The sequence below is a fragment of the Agrilactobacillus yilanensis genome, assembly GCF_003946725.1.
Lineage (GTDB): Bacteria > Bacillota > Bacilli > Lactobacillales > Lactobacillaceae > Agrilactobacillus > Agrilactobacillus yilanensis.
The window spans coordinates 1-14,007 of sequence record NZ_RHOY01000007.1 but is presented as its reverse complement, the minus strand read 5'-3'; the positions used below and the strand labels follow the sequence as shown (position 1 = coordinate 14,007).

12 protein-coding genes are annotated in these 14,007 nt (G+C 38.4%); 11 read left to right on the top strand and 1 reads right to left on the bottom strand.

The features are described from left to right. The first annotated feature begins 160 nt into the window (after positions 1–160). The gene (locus EKM93_RS06330; RefSeq protein WP_125714135.1) at positions 161–919 is read left to right on the top strand and encodes a glucose 1-dehydrogenase; all 759 of its coding nucleotides are present in this window, start codon (positions 161–163) and stop codon (positions 917–919) included. Between the two features lie 139 nt (positions 920–1,058). Here EKM93_RS06330 and rpsT read toward each other — a convergent pair whose 3' ends face one another. Continuing rightward, positions 1,059–1,310 (bottom strand): 30S ribosomal protein S20, encoded by a 252-nt coding sequence (gene rpsT, locus EKM93_RS06325; RefSeq protein WP_125714133.1) that lies wholly within the window; start codon positions 1,308–1,310, stop codon positions 1,059–1,061. 249 nt (positions 1,311–1,559) lie between these two features. Between rpsT and rpsO the strand changes: the two genes are divergently transcribed. The 10 genes from rpsO to yihA all read left to right on the top strand — a co-directional run bounded on the left by rpsO (position 1,560) and on the right by yihA (position 13,826). Beyond that, positions 1,560–1,829, top strand: coding sequence for a 30S ribosomal protein S15 (gene rpsO, locus EKM93_RS06320; protein ID WP_125714131.1), 270 nt, complete (start codon positions 1,560–1,562; stop codon positions 1,827–1,829). Positions 1,830–1,897: 68 nt separating this feature from the next. Beyond that, positions 1,898–4,000: a polyribonucleotide nucleotidyltransferase gene (pnp, locus tag EKM93_RS06315; RefSeq protein WP_125714129.1), complete on the top strand. Its 2,103-nt coding sequence runs from the start codon at positions 1,898–1,900 to the stop codon at positions 3,998–4,000. A 160-nt stretch (positions 4,001–4,160) separates the two neighbouring features. Further along, positions 4,161–5,213, top strand: a complete 1,053-nt coding sequence (locus tag EKM93_RS06310) for an aspartate-semialdehyde dehydrogenase (protein ID WP_125714127.1) — start codon at positions 4,161–4,163, stop codon at positions 5,211–5,213. Between the two features lie 33 nt (positions 5,214–5,246). Next, positions 5,247–6,125 carry a 4-hydroxy-tetrahydrodipicolinate synthase gene (gene dapA / locus EKM93_RS06305; protein ID WP_225423653.1) on the top strand — a complete coding sequence of 293 codons (879 nt, stop codon included), beginning with the start codon at positions 5,247–5,249 and terminating at the stop codon, positions 6,123–6,125. Between the two features lie 14 nt (positions 6,126–6,139). Beyond that, the gene (locus EKM93_RS06300; RefSeq protein ID WP_125714123.1) at positions 6,140–7,852 is read left to right on the top strand and encodes a ribonuclease J; all 1,713 of its coding nucleotides are present in this window, start codon (positions 6,140–6,142) and stop codon (positions 7,850–7,852) included. Between the two features lie 16 nt (positions 7,853–7,868). Then, positions 7,869–8,810, top strand: coding sequence for a hypothetical protein (locus EKM93_RS06295; protein ID WP_125714121.1), 942 nt, complete (start codon positions 7,869–7,871; stop codon positions 8,808–8,810). Positions 8,811–8,993: 183 nt separating this feature from the next. Then, positions 8,994–10,184, top strand: a complete 1,191-nt coding sequence (tuf, locus tag EKM93_RS06290; RefSeq protein WP_125714119.1) for an elongation factor Tu — start codon at positions 8,994–8,996, stop codon at positions 10,182–10,184. 228 nt (positions 10,185–10,412) lie between these two features. Beyond that, positions 10,413–11,696, top strand: coding sequence for a trigger factor (tig, locus tag EKM93_RS06285; protein WP_125714117.1), 1,284 nt, complete (start codon positions 10,413–10,415; stop codon positions 11,694–11,696). 166 nt (positions 11,697–11,862) lie between these two features. Then, positions 11,863–13,113, top strand: a complete 1,251-nt coding sequence (gene clpX, locus EKM93_RS06280; protein WP_125714116.1) for an ATP-dependent Clp protease ATP-binding subunit ClpX — start codon at positions 11,863–11,865, stop codon at positions 13,111–13,113. 104 nt (positions 13,114–13,217) lie between these two features. Beyond that, positions 13,218–13,826, top strand: coding sequence for a ribosome biogenesis GTP-binding protein YihA/YsxC (gene yihA / locus EKM93_RS06275; RefSeq protein ID WP_125714114.1), 609 nt, complete (start codon positions 13,218–13,220; stop codon positions 13,824–13,826). Positions 13,827–14,007 lie beyond the last annotated feature (181 nt).

Sequence of the window (14,007 nt, the reverse complement as noted above, 5' to 3'; positions counted from 1 at the left end):
AGTTGGGCCAAAGTGTCCAACTTTTTTTGTGGCCATAACTTTGAATTGCCGAGAACACGGTGTTGTATGAGCTTAGATAATATTTTGACCTGAAATATCTTTAGCGTTATAATTGTGATAGTTTTAACAAACTATATTTCATTCACTGGAGGTTTTTACAATGGGAAATCGGCTACAAGAGAAAGTTGCGATTGTTACAGGTGGTACTTTAGGGATTGGTCTAGGTATTGCCCAGCGTTTCGTGGACGAAGGCGCTAAAGTTGTAATTACAGGACGTCATGAAGATGTCGGTGAAAAGGCAGCCAAAGGTATTGGCGGTACAGATGTTATTCGTTTTATGAAACACGATGCTTCAGATGAAGCTGGCTGGACAAAACTATTTGACGATACAGAAGCCGCTTTTGGCCCCGTAACCACAGTAGTGAATAATGCCGGGATGGCCATCAATAAAAATATCGAAGAAACGACAGCTGAAGATTGGCATAAATTAATGGCCGTCAACTTAGATGCGGTATTTTATGGGACTAAGATCGGTATTTTACGGATGAAAAATAAAAATTTAGGTGCTTCAATTATTAACATGTCTTCTATTGAAGGCTTCATTGGCGATCCAACTTTAGCAGCTTACAATGCTTCTAAAGGTGGCGTGCGGATCATGTCTAAATCTGCAGCACTACATTGTGCTTTAAATGACTATGATGTTCGGGTGAATACTGTACATCCAGGCTACATTAAAACACCATTGGTTGATAATTTACCAGGTGCTGAAGAAGCAATGTCTCAACGGACTAAGACACCAATGGGGCATTTAGGTGAACCTGATGATATTGCTTACATGTGCGTTTACTTAGCTTCTAATGAATCTAAATATGCCACTGGGGCAGAATTTGTTGTTGATGGCGGTTACTTAGCACAATAATCATTAAATAAAAAAAGAACTGAGCTTATTTGGCCATTGGCCTAAGTAAGCTCAGTTTTTTTGACGCTGATTTGAGTGGATTTTAGGGCAAAAAAAAAGAGACTGTTGTCGAAATGCGCCAGTCTCTGAACTAATAAAATTATTTGTTTAATTTAGTTAGTCTTGATTTTGTGTTTGCAGCTTTATTCGCATGAATTAAGCCTTTAGAAGCAGCTTTGTCAACAGCGCTGATTGCGTCTGTATATAAAGCTTGTTTGTCATCGCTACCTTTGTCAGCAGCAACTTCAAACTTCTTAATAGATGTCCGCATTGCACTTGTTTGTGCTGTATTTCTTAAGTTAGCTTTGCGATTTGTTTCGACACGTTTGATAGCTGATTTGATTTGTGGCAAGAAAGTCACCTCCAGCAGATTAATTTACTAATACTTAATTAGTATGCAACGAAGTTATTATACAGAATTGTTGCCATTAATGCAATATAAAGTTGTAAAGTAAATATACTTGATATCAAAAAAAGCTTGTGTTTTTGGTTGCTTTTGTTTATGATAAGTATTGTGTTTGTTGCTACGGTATTCTTAGTTTAGCGAATCACCAACGTTTTACCAAGATAACCGCGAATAACAATTGAAAGGGTGAATAATTTGGCAATTACACAAGAACAAAAAAATGAACTTATTAAGAAATATGCGCGTCATGAAGGCGACACAGGTTCCGCAGAAGTACAAATCGCAGTTTTAACTGCAGAAATCAATGCGTTGACACAACATATGCGGACGCATAAAAAAGACCACCATTCTTATGTTGGTTTAACTAAAAAAATTGGTCATCGTCGTAATTTACAAGCATATTTGCGTAATAAAGATATCGTTCGTTACCGCGAACTTATCAAGAGCTTAGGCTTACGTCGTTAGTCAAAACTGCGGGATCGGATTTGCGATCTCGCTTTTTTTGTATACTTTTTGGATTGGGAGTGTAGAGAATGGATCAAACTAAAAAAACATTTAAGTTGCTTTTTGGCGATCAACCTGTGACTGTTGAAATCGGTGAGCTTGCGCAACAAGCAAATGGTAGCGCTTTAGTCCGCTACGGTGAGACGGTTGTTTTAAGCACAGTTGTAATGGATACAACCCTTGTAGAACGAGATTTTTTCCCGTTAACAATACAATATGAAGAAAAAATGTATGCCGTCGGTAAAATTCCCGGTGGCTTTATTAAGCGTGAAGGTAAACCCAGTGAACACGCAACTTTGACAGCGCGGTTAATTGACCGACCTTTACGGCCTTTATTTCCAGAAGGTTTCAATAATGACGTACAAGTTGTTAATACGGTATTGAGTGTGGATCCAGATGCTTCGCCAGAATTGGCAGCGCTTTTAGGCAGCTCAATTGCGTTAGGTATCTCTGATATTCCATTTGATGGCCCGGTTACTGGCGTTAAAGTCGGCCTTGTGGATGGTAATTTTGTTTTGAATCCAACCGTAACCGAGCTGGAAGATTCAGAGATGGATTTGACGATTGCCGGGACACCAGAGTCCATTAACATGGTAGAATCTAGCGCTAAAGAGGTTGGCGAATCTGAAATGGTCGCTGCATTATTGTTTGGATTTGAAGCCATTCAAAAAATCGGCAATGCCCAACGTGAAATTATTGCGGCGGTGGGCCAACCTAAAATTGATTTTGAACCACCTAAGACAGACGAGAAGTTACAACAAGAAGTGACTGATTTATATGAGGACGCTTTAAAAACAGCGGTGAAAAATCCTAAAAAACAAGAACGGGATGAAAATATTGCCGCAGTTAAGGCATTAGCTCAGGAACATTTTGCAATTGAGTTTCAAGACGAACCAAAGCAGTTGAAAGCTGTCGCTCAATTTTTAGATGATTTAGAAAAAGAAATTGTCCGTAAGATGATTGTCGAAGAAAAAATTCGACCCGATGGCCGCCAATTAGATGAAGTACGGCCATTATCTGCCCAAGTCGGCTTATTACCAAGAGTGCATGGCTCTGGTCTGTTTTCTAGAGGTGAAACCCAAGTTTTATCAGCATTGACCTTAGCGCCACTAGGTGAAGCACAAACTGTAGATGGTTTAGGCGTGGAAGAACAAAAACGCTTTTTACATCAGTATAATTTCCCGCCTTATTCCGTTGGCGAAACGGGTCGTTACGGTGCGCCAGGTCGCCGAGAAATTGGGCATGGGGCATTAGGTGAAAAAGCACTGCGTTATGTGATTCCTTCAGAAGCAGATTTTCCGTATACCATTCGCTTGGTAGCTGAAGTTTTAGGCTCCAACGGATCTTCTTCTCAAGCTAGTATTTGTGCGGGTACTTTGGCATTGATGGACGGCGGTGTGCCGATTAAAGCACCCGTTGCTGGGATTGCCATGGGCTTAGTACAAATGGCCGATCAAAAAGTAATTTTAACGGATATTCAAGGGATTGAAGATCATCTTGGGGATATGGACTTTAAAGTTGCTGGGACAGCCAATGGGATTACAGCTTTACAGATGGATATTAAAACGGATAGTGTTGCAAAGTCACTGTTTGAAGCGATTTTAGCCCAAGCTAAAAAAGCAAGATTACAAATTTTGGATGTCATTCAACGGACAATTCCAACACCAAATCCAACTTTAAGCCCATATGCACCTAAAATTACGACGCTGCAAATTGATCCGGATCAAATTCGGACAGTTATCGGTAAGGGCGGCGAAACCATTAATAAAATTATCGCTGAAACCGACGTTAAAATTGATATCGCTCAAGATGGGCGTGTTGATATTGCCAGCACAGATCAAGCAGGCATTGATGCTGCCGTTAAGATTATCAAGAATTTGACATTAAAAATTGAAGTGGGTGCGGTTTATTTAGGTAAAGTGGTACGGATTGAGTCTTTTGGCGCGTTTGTGCAGTTACCAAACGGTAAAGATGCATTAGTTCATATTTCTCAGTTATCCCCGCATCGTGTGGAAAAAGTCAGTGATGAAGTAAGTATGGGTGATGAAATTTTAGTTAAGGTCACTAAAATTGATGAACGCGGTCGAATTAATGCTTCACGCAAAGCGTTACTAGATGATCCAGTAGCTTAGCTTTACTGTGATTTCAATTAGAAATAAATTACAAAAAATGAAATAATTTATGAATAAATTACTTTTAACGGTTTACCTGCTCTATATTTTTGTGTAAATTAGTGGTAGACTAAAAAACATTAAAAGAATCTAATTTAATTATTATAAGTGAGGTTATTCTATGTCTGGTTATAATGTAGCAGTCGTTGGCGCAACAGGTGCAGTTGGTTCTCGTTTTATTGAATTGTTGGAAAATGAAGCAGCTTTTCCGATTAAATCGGTTAAACTGTTGGCATCTAAACGTTCAGCTGGTAAACAAATTAAATTTAATGACCAGATGTTGACCGTTGAAGAAACAACGCCTGAATCATTTGCGGGTGTTGATTTAGCCCTATTTTCTGCTGGAGGTTCAGTATCCGCAAAATTTGCGCCTGAAGCTGTAAAGCGTGGGGCGGTTGTCGTGGATAATACGAGCCATTTTAGAATGGATCCAGATGTGCCGTTGGTTGTCCCTGAAGTCAACCCTCAAGCGTTAAAACGGCATCATGGTATTATTGCCAATCCAAACTGCTCTACCATTCAAATGGTGGTTGCTTTGGAACCGATCCGTCAAAAATTTGGTTTGGAACAAGTAATTTGTTCCACTTATCAAGCTGTTTCTGGTGCGGGTCAAAGTGCGATTAATGAATTGTACAAGGAATCGCAACAAATCATTAATAATGAACCTGTATCACCACAAATTTTGCCAGTTAAAGGCGACAAAAAACATTATCAAATTGCGTTTAATACACTGGCGCAGATTGATGTCTTTGAAAATGAAGATTATACTCATGAAGAGTGGAAAATGATTAACGAAACTCGAAAAATTATGGAAACAGATGATTTGAAAGTTACAGCAACTTGTGTTCGAATTCCGGTAGCTTTAGCGCATTCTGAGACAGTTTACTTTACAACAGCCGATAAAGATGTTACACCAGATGATATCCGGACTGTTTTGCAAACTGCACCAGGGGTTGTTGTTGAAGATGATCCTAAGCATCAAATCTATCCACAGCCTGTTAATGCTGAAGGTAAAAAAGATACTTTTGTCGGTCGTATTCGTCGAGATATGGACAATAAGGGTGCTTTTCATATGTACGTTGTTTCAGATAATTTATTAAAGGGTGCCGCATGGAACTCTGTTCAAATTGCTGAAACATTGCATAAAATGGACCTAATTCATCCTGCTAACTAGATGGACGTAGCAGCTTTTACGGAGGTAAATGATTTGTTGTTAGATGATGTTTCGATTATTACAGCGATGGTCACACCCTTTACAGATGACAATACAGAAGTTGACAAAACAAGATTGTCACTACTGGTTGAACATCTTTTAGCTACTGGGACAGATGCGCTGTTAGTAGGGGGGACAACTGGGGAAGGGCCCACTTTGTCTCAAACTGAAAAATTAGATTTACTTAAAGAAACAATCGCACTGGTTAAGCATAGAGTGCCGATTATTGCTAATGTGGGTACAAATAACACAAAGCAAACAATTGATTTTATGAATCAAGTTGCTGAAATTGAGGGTGTCGATGCAGCCTTAGTTGTGGTACCTTATTATAATAAGCCCAATCAAGCGGGATTATATGCACATTTTGAGGCAATTGCTAAAAATGGTAAGTTACCATTTTTGATTTATAATATTCCTGGGCGAACTGGCGTGGAAATTGATGTGGCGACGATTTTACGTTTGGCATTACTGCCAAATGTGATTGGCGTCAAAGATTGTACGGGCATTACAAATCTAGGGGCCTTGATCAAAGGTACAGAAAACTTAGATTTCAGTGTCTATACAGGTGAGGATAACTATGCCTTTGCAGCTAAAGCAATGGGTGCAAACGGTGTAATTTCAGTTGTCAGTCATTTATATGGTGATGAATTAGCCCAAATGTATCGATTGATCGAATTGGGTAAAGTTAAAGATGCGGCGAAAATCCAAACTGCTTTAGATCCTAAAATTGCAGCGTTATTTTCAACGCCATCACCTAGTGCGACAAAAGCGATGCTTGCAGATCGTAATTTGCCAGTAGGTGGCGTTCGTTTACCTCTAGTCATGCCAACTTCAACGGAGTTTGCGGCAGTTAAAAATATTATGGATAATTAAAAAGAGGTGAAAAAATGAGTCAAAGTATTAAAGTCATTCCTTTCGGCGGCCTACGTGAGAATGGTAAGAATATGTACGCTGTTGAAGTGGATGACGAGATTTTTATTTTAGATTGTGGTCTAAAATACCCTGAAAATGAACTATTAGGGATTGACGTAGTCATTCCTGATTTTTCATATTTAGAAGCGAATGTTGATAAAATTGTCGGCATTTTTCTAACCCATGGACACGCCGATGCGATCGGTGCTTTGCCCTATTTTTTGAAGGGGCGGGATATTCCAGTTTTCGGTTCCAAATTAACAATCGAACTAGCTAAAATTAACACCGAAAATGACCCTTTAACTAAAAAGTTTAAAGATTTTCATGTGGTTGACGAAAAAACAGCGATTGATTTTGATAAGGCAACGGTTTCATTTTTCAAAACGACCCATTCAATTCCTGGTTCTTTTGGGATTGTGCTTAAAACAGCGTTGGGTCAAATTGTTTATACCGGTGATTTTAAATTTGATCAAGTGGCTAAACCGATGTACCAAACGGACTTTGCCCGCCTGACACAGATCGGTTCAGAAGGTGTCACGTTACTGTTAAGTGATTCTGCCAATGCTGGGTCAACGGTAAATACAGATAATGAATTAAAAATCAGCAAATATGTTGAAGAAACGTTTAAATATCACGACGGTCGTATTATTGTAGCTTCAGTGGCTTCTAATATCACACGAATTCAACAAGTTTTTGATGCGGCTTATCATACTGATCGAAAAGTAGTCTTGACCGGCCTTGATTTGGAACGGACAATTCGTACGGCTATGAGATTAAATTATTTAACGGTTAAAGCCGATGATTTGATTATTCCGGTAAAGGATATTCGAAAATATGATGACGATCGATTGGTCATTGTCGAAACTGGCCGAATGGGCGAGCCTTTAAAAGCGTTACAAAAAATGGCGCAAAAACGCAGCCGGATTCATATTCAAGAACATGATTTAGTTTTCATCACCACTACACCGTCTTATGCTATGGAGACAAATGTTGCCCGGACAAAAGATATGATCTATCGTGCCGGGGCAGAAGTGAAGTCTATTTCTGACGATTTACACGCTTCTGGTCATGGTAATAAGATGGATCTGCAATTGATGATCAATCTATTAAAACCTAAATATTTAATGCCTGTCCAAGGTGAATATCGGCTGTTAGATGCACATGCTGAGGTTGCCCACGAAACAGGGATGCCTTACAAAAACATTTTCTTAGCACAAAATGGGGATGTTTTAGCTATTGAAGCAGATGGGGTTCATTTAGCGCCAGCTGTAGATTCAGGGAATGTGATGATTGATGGCAGCGGTGTTGGTGACATTGGTAATATTGTGTTGCGGGACCGTAAAGTTTTATCTGAAGATGGTATTTTTGTAGCTGTTGTGACAATTAATCGTAAAACGAAGAAGATTGTTGCTAAGCCTAAAGTTATTACAAGAGGCTTTGTTTATATTAAAGCCAATCGTGATTTGATGGCAGAAAGTATTGAAATTGTAAATAGTACTATTCAAAATAATCTGGATCATAAAGAATTTGACTGGAGTACCTTAAAACAAGATTTAAGGGAAGATTTAGGGCATTTTCTTTATGAGCAGACCCATCGTCATCCCGTGATTTTGCCCGTGATTATGGAAATCAATCAAAATAAGATTCGTTCCCAAAATCACAAAAAGGCTGCTAAATCAGCGGATTAATGATTGAGGTGGCATATTGACGGCTGATAAAAATGGCGCTCCTTCTGAAGATTTTCAAAATCTGCTGACAAAAGCAGATCGGTATTTTGAAGCAGAAAATTGGGCTGCTGCCTTAAATTATTATCAAAAAGCTTATGACTTAAAGCGTAGTTTTGGTTTGAATTTTGCATTGGTCAAGACGTTGTTGGCATTGTCAGAAGTAAATACCGCGGTAAAGGTCGCTCAGGAATATGAAGATCTATATATCGAGGATGGTTCAGAAAAGCTGCAGGTATATTGTAATTTATTGGGGGATGATCACCAATTTATTGCAGCGCTGCGACTGCTACCTAATTTGACAACAAAAATGCTGCAGCAGATGACACAAACGGCAATTGAAGCGATGATGGCTGATTATCAGCAAATCGCAAGCGCTAAAATTGAACGGACGATCAAGGCGAGTTTTGAGCTAGTCAATGGCACTAATGAAAAAAATCTGGCGGTGATCGCTGAATTAAAACGGCTGCCACTGTCAGATTATGTAGTGGCTTTGCGTCTGGTGACGACGAATACTTATATTCATCCGTTATATAAAGCAGAGCTACTGAGCTTCATTGCACCGTTGAAGGTGGCAGAAACCATGCCAATGCAATGGTTTGGTGAAGATAAGACTGTTCGACTGGATAAGCTGCCAGAAAGCCATCAAACACCGGCTTTAACGGCGGCTGTAAAAGAAATACAAACTCAGGCACATTTGGATCTATTTTTAGAAAAAACAGCTGTGGAGACGTTGAATCTACAATTCTTATTATTGTATCCATTCAGTGACACGGTGGTTACCGATCCTCAAGCTTGGGCTCAGGTTTTATTACAGCAAATTCAAGCTTTATCCGGTGTAAAAACACAAAATCAAGGGTATACGACTTTGATTCAGTGGCAAAAACGGTTGTCGGATTTGATAGATCAACTAATTTATTGAACTTTTTTAATTTTCTTGGTTTACAAATCTTTTATAACCACGTATAATGCAAAGAGGATATTTTTAAGAATGAAAACTTTAGTTTCTATCTTAAAAGTAGTACAATAAAAGATAAGATTTATCAGCATAAACTTATGTGGACTGCTGATATTTTCTTGTTAAAAATACAGGAGGTTTCTTTTAATGGCTGAAAAAGAACATTATGAAAGAACTAAACCCCATGTTAACATTGGTACAATTGGCCACGTTGACCATGGGAAAACTACATTGACTGCTGCAATTACTAAGGTATTGGCTGCTAAAGGCTTAGCTAAAGCTGAAGACTACGACCAAATCGATGCAGCACCAGAAGAAAAAGAACGTGGTATTACAATCAATACTGCCCACGTTGAATATGAAACTGAAAAACGTCACTATGCCCACATCGACGCTCCAGGTCACGCGGACTATGTTAAAAATATGATCACTGGTGCCGCTCAAATGGACGGTGCTATCTTAGTTGTTGCTGCAACTGATGGTCCTATGCCACAAACGCGTGAACATATCTTGTTAGCACACCAAGTAGGTGTTGACTATATCGTTGTCTTCTTAAACAAGACTGACTTAGTTGATGATGATGAATTAATCGACTTAGTTGAAATGGAAGTACGTGAATTACTTTCAGAATACGATTACCCTGGTGATGATATTCCTGTTCTTCGTGGTTCTGCTTTGAAAGCTCTTGAAGGCGATCCAGAACAAGAAAAAGTTATCTTGGAATTAATGGACGTTATTGATGAATACGTTCCAACTCCAGAACGTGATAACGCAAAACCATTCTTAATGCCTGTCGAAGACGTCTTCACAATTACTGGTCGTGGTACAGTTGCTTCTGGCCGTATCGATCGTGGTGAAGTTAAAGTCGGTGACGAAGTAGAAGTTATTGGTTTGAAACCAGACATCTTGAAATCTACAGTTACTGGTTTGGAAATGTTCCGTAAGACACTTGATTCTGGTGAAGCCGGCGATAACGTTGGTGTATTGCTACGTGGTGTTAACCGTGATCAAGTTGAACGTGGTCAAGTATTAGCTAAACCAGGTTCAATCCAAACTCACACTAAATTTAAAGGTGAAGTTTACGTATTAAGCAAAGATGAAGGTGGCCGTCATACACCATTCTTCTCTAACTATCGTCCACAATTCTATTTCCATACAACAGACGTTACTGGTGTTATTGAATTACCAGACGGCGTTGAAATGGTAATGCCTGGCGATAACGTTACTTTTGAAGTAGACTTAATCGCACCAGTTGCTATTGAAAAAGGGACTAAGTTTACTGTCCGTGAAGGTGGCCGTACTGTCGGTGCCGGCATGGTTAACGAAATCTTAGACTAATCTCTAAGTAGCTTAAATGTGAATTTAAACTTAACCCAGGATGGTAATCATTCTGGGTTATTTTTTTCTTAAAATCCGATGCAAAACGGTTTAAAATACGGTTTTTTAGGAATAAATTAGGCATTTTCATTTACTTTTTAATACAGATAAGTTACTATAGTTTAGTATGCTAAAATGCAAACTTAATTTAATAATATGAATTAATAATTGAAATCCGGAGGGTTATATATGGCTGCAAAATGGGAAAAAAAGGGCACTAACGATGGTGAATTAACCTTTGAAATTGACATTAACAAAATTAACGAAGGTTTAGATAAAGCATTCCAACGTGTACGTAAAAACTTAAACGTGCCTGGTTTCCGTAAAGGTAAAGTACCTCGTCAAGTATTTAACCGTATGTATGGCGAAGCAGCACTTTATGAAGATGCATTAAACATTGTTTTACCTGATGCTTACGATAGTGCTGTTGAAGAAGCAAAACTTGAACCAGTTGATCAACCAGAAATTAATGTTGAAAAAATGGATATGAACGAACCTTGGGTGATCAAGGCTAAAGTAACAGTTAAACCTGAAGTTAAATTAGGCGACTATAAAGATTTGACTGTTTCAAAACAAGATCGTGACGTAACTGCTGCTGATGTTGATGCAGAATTAGAAAAACGTCGTGAAGATCAAGCAGAACTTGTCTTGAAAGAAGACGGCAAGTCTGAAAAAGGCGATACTGTTGTGATTGATTACAAAGGTACTGTCGATGGCGAAGCTTTTGAAGGCGGCTCAGCTGATAATTATTCATTAGAATTAGGCTCTAACTCTTTCATTCCAGGCTTTGAAGATCAATTAATCGGTCATGCTGCAGGCGAAGATGTTGATGTTAAAGTGACATTCCCTGAAGATTACCAAGCAAAAGACTTAGCTGGCAAAGAAGCTATTTTTGCAACTAAGATTCATGAAGTTAAAACAAAAGAATTACCTGAATTAGATGATGAATTTGCTAAAGATGTTGACGAAGAAGTTGATTCTTTAGACGAATTAAAGAAAAAAATCGAAGACGATTTAGTTCAAAAGAAAAATGAAGCTGCAGACGGTGCAATCCAAGACGAAGCTATTGCTAAGGCTGTTGAAAATGCAACAATCGAAGACTTGCCTGAAGCAATGATCGATCAAGAAGTGCATAGCCAAATGAACAACTACTTGGGCAATATGCAACGCCAAGGTATCAGCCCTGAAATGTACTATCAATTGACTGGCACATCAGAAGCTGATTTGCACACGCAATTCGAAAAAGATGCAGATCGTCAAGTTAGAACGAACTTAGTATTAGAAGCAATTGTTCAAGCTGAAAAAATCGAACCTTCAGAAGAAGAAATCGATGCAGAAATCAAAGACTTAGCTGAAGAATATAACATGGAAGAAAAAGCAGTTCGTCAAACATTGACAAACGACATGCTTGCTCATGATATTTCTGTTAAAAAAGCAATTGAAATTGTAACTGATTCAGCAGAAGAAAAATAAAAGCTAATTAGAAGTATTTAGGCAAACGGTGAATCAAATTTTGTCGTTTGCTCTTTTTATCGGACAATATGCTTTACGAACCTCTGTTTCTATGCTATCGTTTTTATAGCGTTAGATGTATTATTTAGTGCTAAAAAAGCCTAAATAATGAAAGGGTTGATAATAAATGTTTGATAATATGGAGACATCTGGACCTGTGAAATGTTCTTTTTGTGGTAAAACACAAGATCAGGTTAAGAAGATCGTTGCCGGACCCGGTGTATATATCTGTAATGAATGTATCGATTTATGTAAAGAAATAATCGATGAAGAGTTTAAAGAAGAAGCTTATAACGATTTAGTAGACGTACCAAAACCACAACAAATTTTGGATGTCTTAAATCAATATGTTATCGGTCAAAATGATGCTAAACGTGCATTATCGGTGGCTGTTTATAATCACTACAAACGTGTCAATCAAATGCAAGTTGCTAAAGATGATGATACAGAACTGCAAAAAAGTAACATTGCCTTAATTGGGCCAACTGGTTCTGGTAAAACTTTCTTAGCACAAACATTAGCACGTATTTTAAATGTCCCATTCGCGATTGCTGATGCTACAACATTGACTGAAGCAGGGTATGTGGGTGAAGACGTTGAAAATATTTTACTCAAACTTTTGCAAAATGCTGATTATGATGTAGAAAGAGCCCAACGTGGCATTATCTATATTGATGAAATCGACAAGATTGCCAAGAAGAGTGAAAATGTATCGATTACCCGGGATGTTTCTGGGGAAGGTGTCCAACAAGCACTCTTGAAAATCTTGGAAGGGACGATCGCTAATGTGCCACCTCAGGGGGGCCGTAAGCATCCACAACAAGAATTCATTCAAGTAGATACAACAAACATTTTATTCATCGTTGGTGGCGCTTTTGACGGTATTGAACAAATTGTTAAAAACCGGATGGGTGAAAAAACAATTGGTTTTGGTGCCAATAGCAATACTAAATTTGATGATAGTGTTAGTGTGATGCAACAGATCATTCCTGAAGATTTAATGCGCTTTGGGATTATTCCTGAATTTATCGGGCGTATTCCAATCATTGCGGCTTTGGAAAAATTAACTGAAGATGATTTGGTTCATATTTTGACAGAACCTAAGAATGCGTTGGTTAAACAATATACAAAACTGTTATCTTTAGATGATGTTCAATTAGAGTTCACAAGCGGTGCCTTACACGCCATTGCCCATGAAGCAATCGAGCGTAATACAGGGGCCCGGGGCTTGCGTTCAATTATTGAAGAAGTCATGATGGATACGATGTTTGATCTGCCAAGTAGAGACGATGTTGAAAAAGCAATCGTTAATAAGGCGTCAGTTGTCGATCACAAACGTCCAGAGTTAGTTTTAGTTGATGGTAAAAAAGCTTCTTAAAACAGCTGGATTTTTAAATTAAGACGGATATCAAAAAACGGTCGTAGACAAGGTTAGTTTGTCGAGGCCGTTTTTTTGATGGCAGGAAAGTTAGGTGGAAAATAATGCAATTTAGTCAAATTGATATGGAAATGAGCGCCGTGGATGAAAAGCAATATCCAACAAAACATTTACCCGAAATTGTTTTATCTGGACGTTCTAATGTAGGTAAATCTTCGTTAATTAATACGTTGTTAAGCCGTAAAAGTATTGCTCGGACTTCTAGTACGCCGGGAAAAACACAAACCTTGAATTTTTATAACATTGCCTCAAAACTCTATTTCGTGGATGTTCCAGGCTATGGGTATGCCAAAGTTTCTAAGAAACAACGGGAACAATTTGGGAAGATCATCGAAACATATTTACAAACGCGTTCAGAGATGAAAGGCGTTATGTTACTGGTGGATGCCCGTCATACACCAACAGAAGATGATTTCAACATGTATAATTATTTAAAGTATTATGAAATTGATACACTCGTAGTAGCAACAAAGGTGGATAAAATTAAGCGAAACCAGCGTGATAAACAAGCTCGGTTAATTATGGACAAGCTGCAATTAGAACCAGAGGACAACTTGATTTTCTTTAGTTCTGAAACCGGTGAAGGCCATGATGATGTTTGGCAATGGATTCAAACACAATCTGGCGTACCTTTAATAGACGCACAGGATTAGGCTATTAAAAAATCTTTGGCACTAACTAAACGGCTTTATTTCGATCTGAGTGACCGAAATAAAGCCGTTATTTTCATATCAAAAAACCCGCTATAAGGTTTCAATGTTAATGGCGGCGGTAAAATGTAGGAAAATGGCAATTTGAAATTGTCGGTTTTCCTACATTTTTTGATATCATAAA